At 70.0% G+C, this 19,542-nt stretch carries 19 protein-coding genes; 8 read left to right on the top strand and 11 right to left on the bottom strand.

Going from position 1 to position 19,542, the window contains the following annotated elements; translation table 11 throughout:
* The 5 genes from urtE to urtA form a co-directional block, all read right to left on the bottom strand.
* Window positions 1–765 carry an urea ABC transporter ATP-binding subunit UrtE gene (urtE, locus tag PQI07_RS05360; protein ID WP_274926206.1) on the bottom strand — a complete coding sequence of 255 codons (765 nt, stop codon included), beginning with the start codon at window positions 763–765 and terminating at the stop codon, window positions 1–3.
* A gap of 2 nt (window positions 766–767) precedes the next feature.
* Complete coding sequence (gene urtD / locus PQI07_RS05355) at window positions 768–1,553, bottom strand: urea ABC transporter ATP-binding protein UrtD (RefSeq protein ID WP_043353438.1); 786 nt, start codon at window positions 1,551–1,553, stop codon at window positions 768–770.
* Between the two features lie 7 nt (window positions 1,554–1,560).
* On the bottom strand, window positions 1,561–2,733 hold the full coding sequence (gene urtC / locus PQI07_RS05350) for an urea ABC transporter permease subunit UrtC (RefSeq protein ID WP_043353440.1): 1,173 nt from the start codon (window positions 2,731–2,733) through the stop codon (window positions 1,561–1,563).
* Between the two features lie 13 nt (window positions 2,734–2,746).
* Window positions 2,747–3,673 (bottom strand): urea ABC transporter permease subunit UrtB, encoded by a 927-nt coding sequence (gene urtB, locus PQI07_RS05345; RefSeq protein ID WP_043353442.1) that lies wholly within the window; start codon window positions 3,671–3,673, stop codon window positions 2,747–2,749.
* A 162-nt stretch (window positions 3,674–3,835) separates the two neighbouring features.
* Window positions 3,836–5,104: an urea ABC transporter substrate-binding protein gene (gene urtA, locus PQI07_RS05340; protein WP_043381780.1), complete on the bottom strand. Its 1,269-nt coding sequence runs from the start codon at window positions 5,102–5,104 to the stop codon at window positions 3,836–3,838.
* A gap of 285 nt (window positions 5,105–5,389) precedes the next feature.
* Here urtA and PQI07_RS05335 point away from each other — a divergent pair, with 285 nt between their 5' ends.
* The 4 genes from PQI07_RS05335 to PQI07_RS05320 all read left to right on the top strand — a co-directional run bounded on the left by PQI07_RS05335 (window position 5,390) and on the right by PQI07_RS05320 (window position 10,447).
* Complete coding sequence (locus PQI07_RS05335; protein ID WP_043761747.1) at window positions 5,390–8,764, top strand: hybrid sensor histidine kinase/response regulator; 3,375 nt, start codon at window positions 5,390–5,392, stop codon at window positions 8,762–8,764.
* Window positions 8,757–9,674 carry a response regulator transcription factor gene (locus PQI07_RS05330; RefSeq protein WP_043381778.1) on the top strand — a complete coding sequence of 306 codons (918 nt, stop codon included), beginning with the start codon at window positions 8,757–8,759 and terminating at the stop codon, window positions 9,672–9,674. The genes PQI07_RS05335 and PQI07_RS05330 overlap by 8 nt, the downstream gene beginning before the upstream one ends.
* 116 nt (window positions 9,675–9,790) lie before the next feature.
* Entirely contained in the window at window positions 9,791–10,024 is a 234-nt protein-coding gene (locus PQI07_RS05325; protein ID WP_274926205.1) for a hypothetical protein, read from the top strand.
* 48 nt (window positions 10,025–10,072) lie between these two features.
* Entirely contained in the window at window positions 10,073–10,447 is a 375-nt protein-coding gene (locus PQI07_RS05320; RefSeq protein ID WP_043381776.1) for a DUF6894 family protein, read from the top strand.
* A 7-nt stretch (window positions 10,448–10,454) separates the two neighbouring features.
* On the opposite strand, the gene PQI07_RS05315 is transcribed toward PQI07_RS05320, so the two are convergent.
* Window positions 10,455–10,898, bottom strand: a complete 444-nt coding sequence (locus PQI07_RS05315) for a DUF488 domain-containing protein (RefSeq protein WP_274926204.1) — start codon at window positions 10,896–10,898, stop codon at window positions 10,455–10,457.
* Between the two features lie 202 nt (window positions 10,899–11,100).
* On the opposite strand from PQI07_RS05315, the gene PQI07_RS05310 reads away from it, so the two are divergent.
* Window positions 11,101–11,985 carry a glycoside hydrolase family 25 protein gene (locus tag PQI07_RS05310; protein ID WP_051044925.1) on the top strand — a complete coding sequence of 295 codons (885 nt, stop codon included), beginning with the start codon at window positions 11,101–11,103 and terminating at the stop codon, window positions 11,983–11,985.
* A gap of 133 nt (window positions 11,986–12,118) precedes the next feature.
* The gene (locus PQI07_RS05305) at window positions 12,119–12,901 is read left to right on the top strand and encodes a Crp/Fnr family transcriptional regulator (RefSeq protein WP_274926203.1); all 783 of its coding nucleotides are present in this window, start codon (window positions 12,119–12,121) and stop codon (window positions 12,899–12,901) included.
* A gap of 15 nt (window positions 12,902–12,916) precedes the next feature.
* Here PQI07_RS05305 and PQI07_RS05300 read toward each other — a convergent pair whose 3' ends face one another.
* The 4 genes from PQI07_RS05300 to PQI07_RS05285 are packed head-to-tail and all read right to left on the bottom strand — an operon-like array spanning window position 12,917 to window position 16,192.
* Window positions 12,917–13,690, bottom strand: coding sequence for an ABC transporter ATP-binding protein (locus PQI07_RS05300; RefSeq protein WP_043354159.1), 774 nt, complete (start codon window positions 13,688–13,690; stop codon window positions 12,917–12,919).
* Entirely contained in the window at window positions 13,690–14,748 is a 1,059-nt protein-coding gene (locus PQI07_RS05295) for a FecCD family ABC transporter permease (protein WP_274926202.1), read from the bottom strand. Before PQI07_RS05295 ends, PQI07_RS05300 begins: the two co-directional genes overlap by 1 nt.
* The gene (locus PQI07_RS05290) at window positions 14,745–15,809 is read right to left on the bottom strand and encodes an ABC transporter substrate-binding protein (protein ID WP_274926201.1); all 1,065 of its coding nucleotides are present in this window, start codon (window positions 15,807–15,809) and stop codon (window positions 14,745–14,747) included. Before PQI07_RS05290 ends, PQI07_RS05295 begins: the two co-directional genes overlap by 4 nt.
* On the bottom strand, window positions 15,809–16,192 hold the full coding sequence (locus tag PQI07_RS05285; RefSeq protein WP_043354164.1) for a VOC family protein: 384 nt from the start codon (window positions 16,190–16,192) through the stop codon (window positions 15,809–15,811). The genes PQI07_RS05290 and PQI07_RS05285 overlap by 1 nt, the downstream gene beginning before the upstream one ends.
* A 240-nt stretch (window positions 16,193–16,432) precedes the next feature.
* Here PQI07_RS05285 and PQI07_RS05280 point away from each other — a divergent pair, with 240 nt between their 5' ends.
* Together PQI07_RS05280 and fabI are read left to right on the top strand one after the other, a co-directional pair.
* Window positions 16,433–17,362, top strand: coding sequence for a DnaJ C-terminal domain-containing protein (locus PQI07_RS05280; RefSeq protein WP_043381768.1), 930 nt, complete (start codon window positions 16,433–16,435; stop codon window positions 17,360–17,362).
* Window positions 17,363–17,492: 130 nt separating this feature from the next.
* Window positions 17,493–18,317, top strand: coding sequence for an enoyl-ACP reductase FabI (gene fabI / locus PQI07_RS05275; protein WP_043381765.1), 825 nt, complete (start codon window positions 17,493–17,495; stop codon window positions 18,315–18,317).
* Window positions 18,318–18,386: 69 nt separating this feature from the next.
* Here the strand turns inward: fabI and PQI07_RS05270 are convergent, their stop codons facing one another.
* Window positions 18,387–19,541, bottom strand: coding sequence for an AAA family ATPase (locus PQI07_RS05270; protein WP_043381764.1), 1,155 nt, complete (start codon window positions 19,539–19,541; stop codon window positions 18,387–18,389).
* Between the last annotated feature and the right edge of the window lies 1 nt (window position 19,542).

The raw sequence follows: 19,542 nt of genomic DNA, 5'->3' as shown, positions 1-19,542 counted from the left end.
TCAGACCGACAGGAACCGGGCGACGGCGGCCTCGTCGATGCCGTCGCGCGGGGCCTCGTGGACGATGGCGCCGTTCTCCAGCACGATCACCCGGTCGGCCACGTCCAGGGCGAAGCTCAGGACCTGCTCGGACACGACGATGGACAGGCCGCGCGCGTCGCGGATCTTCTTCAGGGTCCGGCCCATCTCCCGGATGATCGAGGGCTGGATGCCCTCGGTGGGCTCGTCCAGAAGCAGGACCTTCGGGCGGCTCGCCAGCGCCCGGGCGATGGCGAGCTGCTGCTGCTGCCCGCCCGACAGGTTGCCGCCGCGCCTTCCCTTCATCTCCATGAGCACCGGGAACATGTCGTAGAGGTCCTGCGGCACCTTGCGGGTGCCGGTGACCGTGAGCCCGGTCTCGATGTTCTCCTGGACCGTCATGGTCGAGAAGATCATCCGGCCCTGCGGCACGTAGGCAAGGCCCTTGGCGACCCGGGCATGGCTCTTGAGGGCACCGACATCCGCCCCCTCGACCCGGATCGACCCGGCCTTGACGGGAACGAGCCCCATCAGGGTCTTCATCAGGGTGGTCTTGCCCATGCCGTTGCGGCCCATCACGGCGACGATCTCGCCGGGGGCTACCGAGAAGGTGAGCCCGTGCAGGACCTCGCTCTGGCCGTAGGCGGCGTGCAGGTCCTCGACGGCGAGCGCCGGCGTGGCGGATGGGATCGTGGCGAGCGGGGGCGCCTGGACGGGGGCCGAGTGCGCGGTCTGGAGCGACGCCATCGTCAATGTCCCAAATACACTTCGATGACCTTCGGGTCGTTCTTGACCCGGTCCATCGACCCTTCGGAAAGCACCTTGCCCTGGTGCAGGACGGTCACCCGGTGGGCGATGTCCTCGACGAACTTCATGTCGTGCTCGATCACCAGCACCGAGCGGCCCTTGATGATCTGGTTGAGCAGCTCCGCGGTCTTGATCCGCTCGCCGACGCTCATCCCGGCCACCGGCTCGTCGAGCATCAGCAGCTCCGGGTCCTGGATCAGCAGCATGCCGATCTCCAGCCACTGCTTCTGGCCGTGGCTCAGGAACTCGGCCCGCTCCTTGAGCTGGTCCTTCAGGAAGATCGTCTCGGCGATGGCGTGGATGCGGTCGCGGACCTCGGCGTCGCGCTTGAAGGTCAGGGCGCCGAACACCGAGCGGCCGCGGGGGAACGAGATCTCGAGGTTCTCGAACACCGTCAGGTCGTCGTAGATCGACGGCGTCTGGAACTTGCGGCCGACGCCGGCCTGCACGATGGCGCTCTCGGAGAGCTTGGTGAGTTCCTGGCCCTTGTACTTGATCGAGCCGGCGCTGGCCTTGGTGCGCCCGCAGATCAGGTCGAGCACCGTGGTCTTGCCGGCCCCGTTCGGGCCGATGATCACCCGGATCTCGTCGGGATCGACGTAGAACGACACGTCGTTCACCGCCTTGAACCCGTCGAACGAGACGGTGAGCGCCTCGACGGCGAGGAGGTAGTCGGGCGGGGCCGCCTCGGCGCCGACCACGGGGGAGGGGAGGATCGCGGCGTTCATGGCGTGCTCACTCGGCCGGGGCGCCGTGGGGCGGGACGATGGCGGGTTCGGGCGCCTGCAGGCTCTTGGCGCGGCGGGTGAGGCGCGGCTCGATATGCTCGCGCCAGATCCCCGCGAGGCCGTTCGGGAAGGCCAGCACCACCGCGATGAACAGGGCGCCCAGGCCGAACAGCCAGAGGTCCGGGAAGCTCTCGGAGAAGCTGGTCTTGGCCCAGTTGACCAGCAGCGTGCCCCAGACGGCGCCGAACAGGGACAGGCGCCCGCCGACCGCGGCGTAGATCACCATCTCGATGGAGGGGACGATGCCCACGAAGGAGGGCGACATGAACCCGACCTGCAGGGTGAACATCGCGCCGCCGATCGCCGCCAGCCCGGCGGCGAAGCAGAAGGCGAAGACCTTGAATCCCGCCACCGAGTAGCCGGAGAAGCGGACCCGGTCCTCCTTGTCGCGCATGGCGACGAGGATGCGGCCGAGCTTCGACTTCTTCACGTATTGCGCCGCCAGGATGCAGGCGATCAGCAGGCCGCCATTGACGAAGTACAGGATGAATTTCGCCGAGTCGGTGCGGATGTCCCAGCCGTGGAGGGTGCGCAGATCGGTGATGCCGTTGATGCCGCCGGTATAGCCCTGCTGGCCGACGATCAGGATCGTCAGGATCGCCGCGATGGCCTGGGTGATGATGGCGAAATAGGTGCCGCCGACCCGGCGCTTGAACATCGCGAAGGAGATCAGCATCGCGAACAGGACCGGCACGGCGACCGCCAGCACGATGGTGAGCGGCAGGCTCTTGAACGGCTGCCAGAACCAGGGGAGCGCCGTGATCTGGTTCCAGTCCATGAAGTCCGGAATGCCGGGCGTGGACTGGATCTTGGTGTTCTCGATGCTCGAAGCCTCCAGCTTCAAGTACATCGCCATGCCGTAGCCGCCGAGGCCGAAGAACACGCCCTGGCCGAGGGACAGGATCCCCGCATAGCCCCAGCAGATCACCAGCCCGAGGGCCACGAACGCGTAGGTGAGGTACTTGCCGACGAGGTTGAGGCGGAAGCCGTCGAGCATCAGCGGCAGGACGACCAGGATCACCCCGGCCAGGAGGAAGAGGCTCAGCCACTCCACCGGCTTCATGAACGGGTTGTCGTTGACGGTGACGGATTTGGTGAGGGTCTGGACCGGGTTCGTCATCGGGAAAACATCCTCAGCGCCGGACCTTGAGGGTGAAGAGGCCCTGGGGCCTCAGCATCAGGATGCCGACCACCGCGAGCAGGGTGATCACCTTGGCCATCGAGCCGGAGAGGAAGAACTCCAGGGTCGACTGCGTCTGGGAGATCGAGAAGGCCGACGCGATGGTGCCCAAGAGGCTCGCGGCGCCGCCGAACACGACGATCAGGAAGGTGTCGACGATGTAGAGCTGGCCGGAGGTCGGCCCGGTGGAGCCGATCATCGTGAAGGCCGAGCCGGCGATCCCCGCGATCCCGCAGCCGAGGCCGAAGGTGTAGCGGTCGACCTTCTCGGTATCGATGCCCACGGCGCCCGCCATGGCGCGGTTCGACATCACGGCGCGGACCTGCTGGCCGAAGCGCGAGCGGAAGATCAGCAGCGCGACGCAGACGGTGATCAGGATGGTCACGGCCATGACGAACAGGCCATTGATTGGGATCTCGATCGTGTCGGTGACCTGCACCGAGCCGATCAGCCAGGACGGCAGCTCGACGCCGACCTCGCGGGCACCGAAGATCGACCGGTAGGCCTGCTGGAGGATCAGCGAGAGGCCCCATGTGGCGAGGAGCGTGTCGAGGGGACGCTTGTAGAGGAACCGGATCAGGCCCCATTCCACCAGCATGCCCAAAGCCCCGGAGGCGAGGAACGCCAGGCCCATGGCGATGAAGAAGTAGATCGGGAACAGCGCCGGCAGGTAGGTCTGGCAGAAGGTCGAGCAGAGATAGGTGACGTAGGCGCCGAGGATCATGAACTCCCCGTGGGCCATGTTGATCACGCCCATCTGGCCGAAAATGATCGCGAGCCCCAGCGCCATCAGGAGGTAGACGGAGAACAGGATCAGGCCGGCGAAGCCCTGCATGGCGAAGATCGCGCCGAGGTCGCCGAGGGAATAGTCGCCGAGCATGTCTTGGTCTTCCGCTGCAGATCGGGGCGGAGGGCGAGCGTCCTCCGAGCGGATTGTTCGGTGCCGGTTCTGAAGTCCGAGACGGACTCCCTCTCCCGCACGGGAGAGGGGACCCGCGTTCCATCCGGTGAGCGGCGGCGCGGACTGTGTGCGGGCCTGGGGCTATTGGTAGCCCTTCGGGAACGGATCCGGCTTGATCAGCTCGGGGCTGGTGTAGACGATCTCGAACTGGCCATCAGTCTTGGCCTTGCCGACCCGCGTCTTCGACCAGAGGTGATGGTTCTCGTCGATCTTGACGTAGCCTTCCGGCGCGCCCTTGAACTCGATGCCCGGCGAGGCCGCCACCACCTTGTCGACGTCGAAGGAGCCGGCCTTCTCGCAGGCCATCTTCCACAGGAACGGTCCGAGATAGGCCGCCTGCGTCACGTCGCCGATGACGGTCTTCTCGCCCCACATCTTCTTGAAGGCGGCGACGAACGCCTTGTTGTTCTCGTTGTCGATCGACTGGAAGTACTTCATGCAGGCATAGGCCCCGGCGATGTTCTCGCCGCCGATGCCGTCGATCTCGTCCTCGGTGACCGAGATCGTCATCAGCACCTGCTTCGACAGGTCGATGCCCGCCGCCTTGAGCTGCTTGTAGAACGCCACGTTCGAGCCGCCGACCACATCGGCGAAGATCACCTTCGGCTTGGTGAGCTTGATCTTGTTGATGACTGAATTGAACTGCGTGTGGCCGAGGGGGAAGTATTCCTCGCCGACGACCTTGCCCTTGAGCACGTTCTCGACGTGCTTGCGGGCGATCTTGTTCGACGTGCGCGGCCAGATGTAGTCCGAGCCGATGAAGTAGAAGCTGTCGCCGCCCTTCTCCTTGTGCACCCAGTCGAGGCCGGCGAGGATCTGCTGCGTGGCCTCCTGGCCGGTGTAGAAGACGTTCTTCGACTGCTCCAGGCCCTCGTAGAAGGTCGGGTAGTAGAGAAGACCGTTATACTGCTCGAAGACCGGCAGCACCGCCTTGCGCGAGGCCGAGGTCCAGCAGCCCATCACGGCGGCGCAATGGTCGTTGACGAGGAGCTTCTTGGCCTTCTCGGCGAAGGTCGGCCAGTCGGAGGCGCCGTCCTCCTGGATGATCTTGATCTTGCGGCCGAGCACGCCGCCGGCATCGTTGATCTGCTGGATCGCGAGTTTTTCCGCTTCCTGGGCGCCGGTCTCGGAGATCGCCATCGTGCCGGTGATCGAGTGCAGGATGCCGACCGTCACCTCGGTGTCGGTCACCGCGAGGCCGGTGGTGTTCACCGCTGCGGTCGGCGGCGCCGCCCAGGCATTCCGCGGCATCAGCGCCAGCGCCGGAGCGCCGGCCAGTCCCATGAGCAGCCTGCGCCGCAGCGGGGAGCGCAAGCCGTGATCGGCGCCGGTCTCGGTGTCGTCTGCCATGTGCCTGACCCTGTTCGCGTCCGGGGCCTTGAGAGGCGGCCGCGGATCGACGAGCGCAGGCTAGGTCCTGGGTTGCGGTGCGGCCTATACGCGATTTTGCGTATGGCCGTACTCTTGCATGCGGTGCACCATCGCCGCGGAATACTTTGAGGTTGGGGTGACGGGGAGCGCGAAGAGCGTGAGCACCGTTCGGGTGCTCGATGTTTCGCGCGCGCCCGCGCCCGTTGGCGTCGCATGCGCCGCGCCGGCCATGGGCGGCGGCCGGGTCGTCGGGTCTCCGGCACCATGAGCGGGCCGCAGCGCATCATCCCGATCCGCCGGGACTACAACCGCTTCGTCGCCGACGAGACCCTGGAGGATTACGCCCTCCGCTTCACCGCCAAGAAGGCGCGGCGCTGGTCCAGTCTGGAAGTGGCGCAGACCGCGCTCGGGTCGATATCGTTCCTGGCGCTCGAGGCGATCGGCGGGACGCTGGCGCTGACGGCCGGGCTCCCCAACACGGTGGCGGCCGTCCTGGTCGTCGGCCTGATCATCTTCGCCACGGCGGCACCGATCACGGTCTACGCCGCCCGTCACGGCGTCGACATGGATCTCCTCACCCGCGGCGCCGGGTTCGGCTATCTCGGCTCGACCGTCACGTCGCTGATCTACGCGAGCTTCACGTTCCTGTTCTTCGCCATCGAGGCGGCGATCATGGCGCTGGCGCTGCAGCTCTGCTTCGGGCTGCCGCTGGGCGTCGGCTACCTGCTCTGCGCCGGGGCGGTGATCCCGCTCGTCGTCTACGGGATCCGTCTGATCAGCCGGTTCCAGATCTGGACGCAGCCGATCTGGATCGGGCTGAGCCTGCTCCCGCTGATCTTCGTGGCGGCACAGGGCGCGGGGCCGCTGCGCGCGCTCACCGTCTTCCCGGGCCTCGACGGCGGCGGCGCCGGCTTCGATCTCGCCCGATTCGGGCTCGCCACGGGCGTCCTGCTGGCGCTGCTGGCGCAGGTCGGCGAGCAGGTCGACTTCCTGCGCTTCGTGCCGGAGCCGGCAGGTCCGCGCGACCGCCGCTGGTGGCTGGCGGTCCTGGCGGGCGGCGCGGGCTGGATCCTGCCCGGCATGCTGAAGATCCTGCTCGGCGCCGCCCTCGCGGTCCTGGCCCTGGGGCACGGCGTCCCGCCCGAGCACGCTGCCGAGCCGACCCGGATGTATGCGGTGGCCTTCGGCTATCTGACGGGGGAGGGCAGCCGGGCAGCACTGCTGCTCACCGGGCTGTTCGTCATCGTATCGCAGCTCAAGATCAACCTCACCAACGCCTATGCCGGCTCGATCGCGTGGTCGAACTTCTTCTCCCGGCTGACCCACAGCCATCCGGGACGGGTGGTCTGGCTCGTGTTCAACGTCGCCATCGCGGTGCTCCTGATGGAGCTCGGTATCGACAAGACCATCGAGAGCACGCTGCCGCTCTACGGAGCCGTAGTCTCGGCCTGGGTCGGGGCGCTCGCCGCGGACCTCGCGGTGAACAAGCCGCTGGGCCTCTCGCCTCCGGGTATCGAGTTCAAGCGCGCCCATCTCTACGCCGTGAACCCGGTGGGGACCGGCGCCATGGCGCTGGCGCTGACGGCCGGCGGCGCGGCCTATCTCGGCTGGCTCGGCTCGATCCTGCAGCCCTTCGCGCCGCTGCTCACCCTCGCCGTCGCCTTCGGCGCCGCGCCGGCGATCGCCTGGGCGACGGGGGGGCGCTGGTATCTCGCCCGGACGCCCAAGCAGGATTGGGGCACCGCCGAGGTCACCTGCCGGGTCTGCGAGTTGCCCTTCGAGGGCGAGGACATGGCCCATTGCCCGGCCTACGACGCGCCGATCTGCTCGCTCTGCTGCTCGCTCGACGCCCGCTGCGGCGACCTGTGCAAGCCGCACGGAAGGCTGGAGGTGCAGGCGCAAGCCGTAGCCGCCCGGATCCTGCCGGGCCGGACCGCAGCCTGGATCGGCGCGCCGCTCGGCCGCTACCTCGCGGTGATGCTGACGCTCTGCGCGGTGATCGGCCTGATCCTCGGCATCGTGCATGCGGGCGCGACGATTGCCCACCCGGAGAATCGCGAGTTCCTGCGCACGGCGCTGACCAGCGTGTTCTTCACCCTGGTGGTGATCCTCGGCGTGGTGGCGTGGCTGTTCGTGCTCGCCCAGGAGAGCCGGCGCGTCGCCCAGGCCGAGACGATGCGCCAGACCGCGCTCTACCAGGCGGAGATCGCCGCCCATAAGATCACCGACGCCAAGCTGCAGGAGGCCAAGGAGCGGGCCGAGGCCGCCAACCAGGCCAAGAGCCGCTACGTGGTGGGGATCAGCCACGAGCTGCGCACGCCGCTCTCCACGGTGCTCGGCTACGCGCAGCTCCTGGAATCGGATCCGGCGATCCCGGCGCACCGCCTCAACGGTCTCCGGGTGATCCGCCGCAGCGCCCAGCACCTGTCCGGGCTGATCGACGGCCTCCTCGATATCTCGCGCATGGAGGCCGGACGCCTTCAGATTCACCGCGACGAGGTGCGCCTCGCCGATTTTCTCGACCAGCTGGTCGACATGGTCCGGCTCCAGGCGCGCGAGGCGGGGCTGGAGTTCCGCTTTTCGCGGCCGGAGATCCTGCCGGCCGTGGTCGCCACCGACGAGAAGCGGCTGCGCCAAGTGCTGCTCAACCTTTTGTCGAACGCCATCAAGTTCACGGAAACCGGCACCGTCTCACTGGACCTGAGCTACCGGAGCCAGATCGCGATCTTCACGATCCGCGACACCGGTCCCGGCATCCCGGAGGCGGATCTCGCGCGGATCTTCGAGCCGTTCGAGCGCGGCTCGACGCCGGCCGCCCGCAGCACGCCGGGGACCGGGCTCGGGCTCACCATCGCCAACCTGCTGGCCCAATTGCTGGGCGGCGAGATTACCGTGACGGCGGCGCCGGGCGGCGGCACGCAGGCGCGTCTGCGGCTGATGCTGGCCTCCGTGGCCCAGCCGGCACCGATTGTCCCGCCCGCGCCGGCGGCGGCCCCGGAGCGGGTCTATGCGGGCGCGCGACGCACCGTCCTGGTCGCCGACGACGACAGCGCCCACCGCGCGCTGATGCGGGCGATCCTGGAGCCGCAGGGCATCTCCGTCCTGGAGGCCGGCTCGGGGCCGGAGTGCCTGGCCATCGTCGCACGGGGCGGGGTCGACCTGATCCTGCTCGACATCGCGATGCCCGGGATGACCGGCTGGGCGGCGGCCGCGGCCCTGCGGCAGGCCGGACATACCGGCCCCATCGCCATGATGTCCGCCAATGTCCACGAGATCAGCCCGGTTCGCGGCGACGACGCGCCCCACGACGCCATCTTCGCCAAGCCCTTCGACCTGCGCGACGTGATGGAGCGGATCGGCAAGCTCCTGCACCTCGAATGGACCGAGAGCCCCGCGCCGACGCAGCCCGAGCCTGTTCCGGCCTTCGCGGACGGGCCGGGGCCCGGGCCCGAGCATATCGGCGAGCTCCTGCGCCTCGGCCGGATCGGGCATATCCGGGCCATCGAGGCCAAGCTGATCCAGATGGAGGAGGACGCGACCGTGCCGCCCGCTTTCGTCGCCCGGATGCGCGGGCTGGTCGAAGGGTACGACCTGCGCCGCTATCTCTCGGTCCTGCAGGAGCTCGCCCGTCATGGCTGAGGCGCCGAAGCTCCAGCCGAACCGGGACATCGTCTTGGTGATCGATGATTCGCCCGACACCTTGAGCTTCCTCACCGAGGCGATCGAGCGCTCCGGGGCCACCGTGCTGGTCGCGGTCGGCGGCGACCTCGCCCTGGCCCTCGTGGATGAGATCACGCCCGACGTGATCCTGCTCGACGCGGTGATGCCGGGGCTCGACGGCTTCGAGACCTGCCGGCGGCTCAAGGCCAAGCCGCATCTCGCCGGCGTGCCGGTGATCTTCATGACCGGCTTGAGCGAGACCGAGCACATCGTGAAGGGCCTCTCCGCCGGCGGCATCGACTACGTCACGAAGCCCATCGCGCCGGACGAGATCCTGGCCCGGATCCGCGTGCACCTCGCCAGCGCCCGCGCCGCGCAGAGCGCCCGGGCTGCCCTCGACACGGCCGGGCGGACCCTGTTCGCCGTCTCGGAGGACGGGCATGTGCTGTGGTCGACGCCTCAGGCCGGCCGGCTGCTGGCCGGGCTCGGCGCCGATCGCTCCGGCGCCGTCGAACTGCCCGCCAAGGCGCGCGACTGGCTGCGCGGATGCCTCGCCGGCGCCGCGCAGCCCCTGACGCTGACCGATCGCGACGGCCTCGCCTACGCCCTGAGCTTCATCGGCCGCACGCCGGACGAGATCCTGCTCCGCCTGTCGCGGGACGCGCTCTCGGCGGGGGTCGAGCGGCTCCGGGCGCGCCTCCCGGTCACCGGCCGCGAGGCGGAGGTTCTGCTCTGGCTGTCCCGCGGCAAGTCGAGCCGCGACATCGGCGAGATCCTCGGGCTCAGCCACCGGACCGTGACCAAGCACCTTGAGGGCATCTACGCCAAGCTCGGCGTGGAGAACCGCACGGCGGCCTCGATCATCGCCGCACGCCATCTGGAGGGGTGAGCCGAAGGGCGCATCCCGCTCTTGTCCACAGGCTGCGCGGCCCGGCGAAACGCCTTGGTAAGCCCCGTTCCCTCACGGTCCCGGCTCAGCCTGACAAGCCGAGTCCGGATGCGATGATGACCAGCCAGCAGCTCGCCGACGAACTGAAGCGGATCGCCACCACGCAGGTCAGCGACATCACCCGCGCGGTGAAGGAAGGCCAGAAGTCGATCGCGCTCAACGAGGTGCGGGACATGGCGCGGCGCCTCGTCCTGCTCGCGGACGCCTTCGATCCGAAATCCGCGGCTGAGAAGTCCGAACCCGTCGCCGAACCCGTCGCCGAAGCCGTCGACGACGCCCAGGCCGCCTGACACCCGTTGCCGGCGGTGTCCCCGCCGGTCCCCTCCCAGGAGCGCTTCATGGTCCGCGCCCACTTCACCATCCGCCTCGGCAACGCTTCGCTCCCGGCCTCGGCGGCCCAGTGGGTCGAGGATGTCGAGGCCGCCCGGTCCACCGCGCGCACGATCGTGCAGGGGCTGATGCGCCAGCACGGCGGCGACCCGCGGCTGATGGAGGCGGCGATGGTGATCACCGACGACGACGGCGCCACGCTCCTGGAGATGTCCTTCTTCGACGCGCTGTACCTGCCGGTCGAGCCGGTCGCGGATGCCGACCGTCGCCGGCCGCGTGCGCCGCGCAAGGCCGCGCCGCTGGGTCTGACGGCCGCCCTCGGCCCCGTCCGGCGTCTCGCGGGCGCGCTGGGCATGCGCGCGCCTTCCCTGTCGGGCCGCTGAGACCGGCTCAGCCGAAGAGGTCGCTGACCACGAAGCCGCGCGGTGCGAGGCGCTCGGCCAGCACGCGCCGATGGCAGCCGGCCGGATCGCGCTCGAAGCACAGCAGGCAGATCGGGGCCCCCTCGGCCAGCGCGGCGAGCTCGTCGAGGGCCGCGAGGCCTGCGGCCGTGTCCAGCACCTCCTCGCAGTAGATCCGGCGCATCAGCGCCGCGTCCCCGGCCCGGGCCGCCTGCCGGCCGGATTTCGGTGTCCCGAGGCTGCGCAGATGCGCGTAGCCCAGGCCGGCCTCGCGCAGGGATGTGCCCAGCGCACCCTTCGAGAAGCCGCGCTTGCGTGAGTTCGCCACCGCCCGGACATCCGCCAGCGTTGCGACCCCCGCCGAGCGCAGGACCCCGACGAGGCGCTCCGAATCGAAGCCTTCGTAGCCTATGGTAAAGAGTTGCTTACTCACGGCGCCGTGTCCGGACTCGCGTTGCGGGACCGCGACTTAGCCGGATCTCCCCCTGTGAACCAACCGGGGATGGGCGCCGTATGTCGCGGGCAGGCAACGCGTCCCGGAATTCCGCCGCAATGATCGCAAAGCTCCGTTAACCGCGCCGGGGCCATCGAATACGCCTGTCTGTGGCGCTTCTTCGGTGGCGGGTTAAACACTGATGTCGCGGATTTCAAAACTTTCGCGGTCGCCGTTCGGGGAAGTCGCTCGGAGTCTGACCGACCGTCTGAAGCCGGCCCGGCGCCTCGCCGGGCGCTTCGCCGCCGCCGCCATCCTGGCCGGCCTCGCGGCCTGTGCCTCCAACAACGACTTCTACCCGACGAAGGGTGACGCCAAGCCCCATCCGGGCGTGGCCAAGGCCAAGCTCCACCCGATCCAGGGCATCGACATCTCGAAGTGGCAGGGCAACGTCGACTGGGCCTCGGTCCGGGCCGCCGGCACGCAGTTCGCCTTCATCAAGGCCACCGAGGGCGGCGACCACGTCGACGAGCGCTTCCGGACCAACTGGGACGGCGCGGCGCGGGCCGGCGTGCCGCGGGGCGCGTACCACTTCGTGTTCTGGTGCCGCTCCGCCAGGGAGCAGATGGACTGGTTCAAGCGGAACGTTCCGAACGACCCCACCGCTCTGCCGCCGGTCCTCGACGTCGAGTGGAACGGCCACTCGCAGACCTGCCCGAAGAAATTGCCCAAGGCCCAGGCCCTGGCGATGGTCACCGAGATGCTGGAGGAGATGGAGCGCTACACCGGCAAGCGCCCGATCATCTACACCGACATCACCTTCCACAAGGACGTGCTGGAGGGCGAACTCCCGGACTATCCGCACTGGCTGCGCTCCACCGCGGCCGAGCCGGAGCAGCGGTTCGTCAACCGTAAGTGGATGCTGTGGCAGTTCACCTCCACGGGTCGGGTCCCGGGCGTGCGGGGTGACGTCGACCGCAACGCCTTCTACGGGACCCCGTCCGACTGGGCCTCGTTCCTGGCCACCGACTGCGATCCGCGCGAACACAGGAGACTCTCGGAGCAGGGTCTATGCACGGACAAGTAGATGAACGGGTGCAACGAAACCTAAGTTAGTTCGAGGGCGCAGCCTGCGGGGTATGGCTGGCGAGTCCGCACGCTGACGGGCGCACATCCGTGAGGGTCCCGACGGGACCCTCTCTGCCGCATCTCGCCGCCCCATGCCGATCGAACCTGCCGCCTCCACCGGCAACCTGCTCCTCGACGCGCTTTCGGGTTCGGACCGCGCGCTGATCGAACGCGATCTGGAACCGGTGACCGTCGCCAGGGGGGACACGATCCTCACGGCTGACTCCGGCGCGAGCCCTGTGATCTTCCCCTGTGACCAGACCGTTGTCGCTCTGGTCGTCGCCACCCACGACGGCCGGATGGCGGAGACCGCGAGCGTCGGTCACGACGGGGCGGTCGGCGGGATCATCGGCCAGGGCCGGCTGCCGAACGCCGTCAGCGGGCTGGTGCAGGTGCGCGGGCGGGTGCTGCGCCTCGACGCGGACCGGCTGCGGGAGGCCGAGCGCCGCTCCGCGACGTTCCGCGATCTGTTCGCCCGCTATGCCGATTGTTTCCTGGCTCAGCTGCTCCTGATCGGAGCCTGCAACGCCGTGCACCCGATCGAGCAGCGCTGTCTCCGCTGGCTGCTGTCGTTGCAGGACCGGACCGGCGGCGACACCCTTCCGGTCACCCACGAGCTGATGGCCGCGATGCTCGGCGTCCAGCGGACCTACCTCACCCGGATCCTGCGGATGCTGCAGGAGCAGGGACTCCTCCGGGCGGAGCGCGGGCGCATCACGATCGTCGATCGCCGGGCGGTCTCGGCCGCCGCCTGCGCCTGCCACGCCCGCGTCCGGCTCCATTGCGAGGCGGTGCTCGGCGCGGTGTACGGGCCCGATGGTCCGCTCCGGGCCGCACCGGACGCGGATGCTGGGCCGGTGTCGCGAACGGCCTGAGGGTCCGGAGCGCGGTCAGTCGACGACGGGCACGCAGACCGGCGCTGCGAGGCCCGGGACCGGCGCCACCACCACGTCGATCCCGTAGATCAGACGCAGGAGCGCCGGGGTGACCGTGGCGGCGGACGGCCCGTCGGCGACGAGGCGGCCCCCGTGCAGGGCGACGAGGCGGTCGGCGCAGAGCAGGGCGTGGCCGGGATCGTGCGTCGAGAACAGCACGGCGATGCCGGCCTGGGCGAGGCGGCGGATCTGCCCGAGGACGCGGGCCTGATTGCCGAAATCGAGGCTCGCGGTCGGCTCGTCCATGATCAGCAGCCGCGGCTCCCCGCTCAGCGCCCGGGCGATCAGGGCGAGCTGCCGCTCGCCGCCGCTGATCTCGGTGTAGACCGTGTCGGCCAAGTGCCCGATCCCCAGGGCGTCGAGGGCCTTTTCGGCCGCCGCCGCGTCGGACGGGCCGGGCGCGGCGAACGGGCCGATCCGGCTCGCCCGGCCCATCACGACGACCTCCCGCACGGTGAACGGGAAGAAGGCCGCGTGCGCCTGGGGGACGGCGGCGACCATGCGGGCGATGGCGCTGCGCGACAGCCGGGACAGGTCGGTGCCGCCGAGGACGACGCGACCGCCCCGGGCGGGCAGCAGCCCGAGCAGCGTCTTGAACAGGGTGGTCTTGCCGCCGCCGTTCGGCCCGATGAGACACAGCACCTCGCCCGCGGCGAGGTCGAACGACACGCCGCTTCCGACGCTGCGGCCGCCGTAGCCGAAGGCGAGGTCCCGCACGTGGAGCAGCATCACGCGAAGCCCCGGCGCCCGGACGCCAGCAGCCAGAGGAAGAACGGGGCCCCGACCAGGGCCGTCAGGATGCCCAGCGGCACCTCGACGGTTCCCATATTCCGCGCGATCAGGTCGACCAGCACGAGGTAGCCCGCTCCGAGCGCCAGCGAGGCCGGCAGCAGCCGGCGGTAATCCGGCCCGACCAGCAGCCGGGCGATGTGCGGCACGATCAGCCCGATCCAGCCGATGACGCCGGTCATCGCGACGGCCGCCGCCGTGATCAGGGTCGCGCCGGCGATCAGGACCGGGCGCAGCACCCGCGTCTCCACGCCGAGGGTCCGCGCCTCCGCGTCGCCGAGGCTCATCAGGTTCATGCGCCAGCGCAGCAGGACGAGGGGCACGAGGCCGATCAGCATCATCGGCAGGGTGGCGGCGACGTCGCCCAGGGTGACCGAGGACAGGCTCCCCAGCAGCCAGAAGGTGATCGCCGGCAGCTGGCTGTAGGGGTCGGCCAGCACCTTCAGGAGCGAGATGCCCGCCCCGAGCACCGCGCCCACCGCCACCCCCGCCAGGACCAGGGTCAGGACCGGATCGTGCCGCCGCACGGCGAGGCCGACGCCGTAGACCGCGGCGACGGCGCCGAGCCCGCCCAGGAAGGCCAGGAGCTGGATTGGCGCCACGGGCAGGCCGAGATAGATCCCGAGCACGGCGCCGAGCCCTGCGCCGGCCGACACGCCGAGGATGTCGGGCGAGACCAGCGGGTTGCGGAACAGGCCCTGGTAGGTCGCCCCGGCCGCCGACAATGCTGCGCCGACCACCAGAGCGGCGATCACCCGGGGCAGCCGCACCTGCATCACCACGGTCTCCGCCGCCGCCGGCGCGCGCGAGGGCAGGCCGAGCAGATGGTGCCCGAGGATTGCGGCAAGGTCCGCGGGCGCGACCGGATATTGGCCGACCGCCAAGGCGAGCACGGCCAGCGCCAGCAGAGCCAATCCGGAGAAAAGCGCCGCGGAAATCCGCAGGCGTCTGCGGGTGCGAAGCCCGATCGCCTCGGCCGCAGCCGGGATGTCGCTCATTTCGGCGCGTCCGGTTCCGCGCCCGGGGGCCTCGGTCCGAGGAGGGCGGCGACCTGATCGCCGTCGAGATCGACGTGGTAGAAATCCCGGTAGAAGGCGCGCACCACGTCGGGCATCGGTTCCGGGAACAGGTCCGGGTGGAGCCGGGCCGCCAGCCAGCGCAGGCCGATCAGGCGGTTGACCCCCGGAGGCGCGTCGAACCACGGGAACGGCTGAAGCGGCGCCACGTAGATCCGCCCCGTCTGGACGGCCCTGATGGTTCGCCACAGCGGGTCAATGCGCAGCCCGGCCGCGAAGGCCGGGTCGAGGGTGACGATCACGTCCGGGTTCCAGGCGAGGACCTGCTCGGGCGAGACGTTGCCGAGGCGACCGCCGCCGTCCTGCGCGACGTTGCGGCCGCCCGCGGCCTCCACCAGCTCGGTGTTGATCGATCCGGCGAAGCCCGTCTCCAGGCCGCGCGTGCCGCGCGCGTAATAGACCCGGGGCCGCCGGTCCTCGGGGAGCGTCGCCACGGCGCGGTCCACCCTGTCGGCGAGAGCCTTGGCCTCGGCCGCCAGGGCATCCGCCGCGGATTGACGGCCCAGCGCGGCGCCGAGCTGCCGGTAGGCTTCCGGACTCTTCGCGAAGCTGCCGTCGAGCAGGATGTAGGGAATCCCGGTCTGCGCCTGGATCCGGTCGGCGAGGGACGCGTAGGTCGGCCCGAGGCTCCCCGAATCGACGATCAGGTCGGGCTTGGCGGCCAGGACCGCCTCGACATTGGCCGTGCCGCCCCGACCGGTCAGGCGGCCATAGGCCGGCAGCGTTCGGGTCCGGGGCTCGAGGAAGGGCAGCGCCTCGGGATGCGGTGCGGTCACCCAGCCGGCCATCAGGTCCGGCGCCAGGGTGTAGAGCAGCACGACGGCCGGCGGCCCCGCGGCGAGCACCCGCCCGATCCTTTCGGGAAGTTCGACCGTGCGGCCGGCCGCATCCGTGAACGGACGCGCCGCGGCCGCCCCGGATGCCACCAGCAGCAGGATCAGCGCCGCGGCCAGGGATGCCCGGCGACCGGGGCTCGATGGCATCAGACGGATGTCCGCTCGAGGATCTCGATCAGCGCGCCGTCCGGTCCCTCCACGAAGGCGATCCGCAGGCCGGGCCCGCGCTCGGTGATGCCGGTCCGCACCGTCACGCCCCGGGCGGTGAGATCGGCCATCGCCGCCTCGATGTCGGCGACGCGCAATCCGACATGCTCGATCCCGAGGCAGGGCGTGGTCGCCGCGGGCGCGATCTCGGCCGGGGCCTGCTCGATGAAGACGGCGAGGCCGCCGAGGTCGAGCACGACACGCTGCACCGGATCCGTGCCGACGCGCTTGACCTCGCGGGCTCCGAACGTCGCGATGTAGAAGGATGCGGCCGCGACGGCGTCGCGGCTGCGCAGGTGGAGGTGGTCGCAGGCGTAGTGCATCGGCTCTCCGGCCTCGGGTGATTCCGGCGCGAGCGGCCTCCGGCCCGATCCCGCCGGAGGCGCCGGTCGGCGCTGCCTTCGACGATAGGGCCGGCCCGCAGCCGCGGCGAGATCGGCCGCTTGACGTTCGGCACGAACCCGCAGACTTTCGCCGACAGGACCGTTGCAGGGATGCAACATCCATCCCACATCCGGCTGGCGAAGCGATATCGCACAGCCAACCGCACAGCCAAGAGATCCATGCGCAATCCCTACGACGTGCTGGGCGTGGCCAAGGGGGCGAGCGAGGCCGAGATCAAGAAGGCCTATCGCAAGCTCGCCAAGGACTTCCACCCCGACCGCAACAAGAACGACGTGAAGGCCAAGGACCGTTTCGCCGAGGCGAACTCGGCCTATGAGATCCTGGGCGACGCCGAGAAGCGCAAGCAGTTCGACCGCGGCGAGATCGATGCCGAGGGCAAGCCGCGCGCGACCGGCTTCGAGGGGTTCGGCGGCTTCGGCGGCGGCCGCGGGGGCAATTTCGACTTCGAGCACATGGCCCGCGCCCAGCGCGGCGGCGGCATGGGCGGCGGCGGGATGGGCGAGGACATCTTCTCGCACATCTTCGGCGAGGCCTTCCGCGCCGGCGGGGCCGGACCGGGCGGTCAGCGCCAGCCCGCCAAGGGCGAAGACGTCGCCGCAGAGCTATCGGTGACCCTGGAGCAGGTCGCCAGCGAGGAGAAGCTGCGCCTCGCCTTGCCCACCGGCCGGGAGGTCGACGTGATGATCCCCCGTGGCGTGATCGACGGCCAGACCATCCGGCTGCGCGGTCTCGGCCAGAGCGGCGGCCTCCGGGGTGAGCCGGGCGACGCCTTGCTGACGATCCGGATCCGCCCGCATCCGCGCTTCACCGTCGAGGGGGCCGACCTGCGCACCACCGTCGATGTTCCCCTGGAGGATGCCGTGCTCGGCGGGACGATCCGCGTGCCGACGCTCACCGGCGTCGTCGAGATGAAGATCCCGGCGATGACGAGTTCCGGCCGCACCTTCCGCCTACGCGGCAAGGGCCTGCCGAAGAAGGACGGCACCCCCGGGGACCTGTTCGCCACCACGGCGATCGTCCTGCCGGAGGGCGAGGATGCGGCCCTGGCGGACTTCGCCCGCAGCCGGCGTGCCGCCAAGGCGGCCTGACGGCCTCGCGAACCGGACACCGAGGCCGGCTTGACGGCGCTCGGTGTCGCCCCGGACTTCCGTCGCCGGGCCGCCTCCGCTAAGGAGGCCCCCCGGCCCCGAAAGGGGTCGCGCGGCTTCGGGATCGATCATGGCGGAACACGGGCAGGGCCTTCTGGCGGGCAAGCGGGGCATCGTCCTCGGGGTCGCCAACAACCGCTCGATCGCCTGGGGCATCGCCCGCAGCGCCCGCGCCCACGGTGCCGAACTCGCCTTCACCTATCAGGGCGATGCCCTGCGCAAGCGGGTCGAGCCCCTCGCCAAGGAGCTCGACGCCCACGTCATCGGGCATTGCGACGTCACCGAGGCGGCCACGATCGACGCGGTCTTCGCGGAGGCCGCGAAGGTCTTCCCCGACGGCATCGATTTCGTCGTCCACTGCGTCGCCTTCTCCGACAAGGACGAGCTGACCGGCCGCTATATCGAGACCTCCGAGGACAACTTCACCAAGTCGCTCCTGGTCTCGTGCTACTCGTTCACCGCCGTGGCCCAGCGTGCCGAGAAGATCATGCGCCCGGGCGGCTCCCTCGTGACGCTGACCTATTACGGCGCCGAGAAGTGGATGCCGCATTACAACGTGATGGGCGTGGCCAAGGCGGCCCTGGAGGCGTCGGTGCGCTACCTCGCGGCCGATCTCGGCCCGAAGAACATCCGGGTCAACGCGATCTCGGCGGGCCCGATCAAGACTCTCGCTGCCTCCGGGATCGGCGATTTCCGCTACATCCTGAAGTGGAACGAGTACAACGCGCCCCTGCGCCGGACCGTGACGATCGGGGAGGTCGGCGAGACCGCGTCCTACCTCGTCTCCGACATGGCGGCGGGCATGACCGGCGAGATCCTCCACGTGGATGCCGGCTACCACGTCGTCGGCATGAAGAATCCCGAGGCCCCGGACCTCACCCTCGACAAGGATTGAGGCGCGCTCCGTCACCGCACGCGCCGCGCGCGGCCAGACGGCTTTTCGCACGATCCGATCGGATCGGGGTCAATCCTCATCCGCGTCGGCGAAGTCCCCCGAGAGCTTGAGCCCGTCGATCCAGGTCTCGCCGTCACGCTTGATGACGGTGCGCGGCCGGACGCGCCCGTGCTCCGCGATCCCCGCCGCCAGCCGCTCCGAATGGGTCACGAGCCAGACCTGGGTGCGTTCTGCGGCCCGCGCGATCAGCCGCGCCAGCGGATCCATGAGATCGGGATGCAGGCTGGTCTCGGGCTCGTTCAGGGCGATGAACGGCGGCAAGCGGTATCCGAGCAGGGCGCCCGCGAGGGCGAGGTAGCGCAGGGTGCCGTCCGATAGTTCCGGCGGATCGAAGATCCGGACGGGGAAGTCGGGCAAGCGCAGGCCGAAGCTGGCGTGACGGCCCGGCTCGGGGATGACGAGCCCCGCACCCGGGAAGGCGGCGTCGACGGCCTCGTCGATCTCGGCGGTGTCCTGCCGGATATGCGCCAGGGTGGCGAAGACGGCGGCGAGGTCCGAGCCGTCCGAGGCCAGCGTCGGCGTCGTCACCGCGAGGCAGGGCCGGCGTAGGGGCGAATCGGCATCCGTCCGGAAATCGTGGTGGAAGCGCCATCCCGCCAAGGCGAGGCGGACCAGGGCGATCTCGGGAAGCCCTGTGGCGTCGAGGAGGCTGCCCAGCGCGGTCTCGGTCGCCAGCAGATCCCCGCCAAGGGAGCGTTTGGCGCCCGCCTCGTCGCGGACGAAGCCGCTGCGCCCGTCGCGATCGAGGAGTACGGCCGTGCGACCGCGGGTGCGGACCGTCAGGCGCTCGGCCTTCACCTGCGGTTCCTTCCGAAAGGCCGCGCCGAAAATCGAGTCGCCGGCCTGCTGCACCAGCCCGACCTCCACGGCGTAGTGGAAGTCCTGGCCGGTGCCGTCGTGGCGCAGTGTGGCCGACAGGCAGATCCGCGCGGCCTCGCCCTGCCGACGGCGACCCGCCCACAGGGCCGAGTCCATCCCGCCCTCCGCGGCGAGATCGCGGGTGAGCGTACCCCGGGCCGCCGCCTGCAGGAGCTCGAGCGAGCGGTACAGGTTGGTCTTGCCCGTGCCGTTGCCCCCGACGAAGACCGACAGCCGATCGACCGGGAAGCTGATCCGCCGCAGCGAGCGGTAGCCCGAGACCGCGATTTCCCGAACCACCAGCATC

Source organism: Methylobacterium sp. 092160098-2 (assembly GCF_028920805.1).
Taxonomy (GTDB): domain Bacteria; phylum Pseudomonadota; class Alphaproteobacteria; order Rhizobiales; family Beijerinckiaceae; genus Methylobacterium; species Methylobacterium fujisawaense.
The sequence above is the reverse complement of the archived record's forward strand: the minus strand, read 5'-3'. Positions and strand labels throughout refer to the sequence as shown.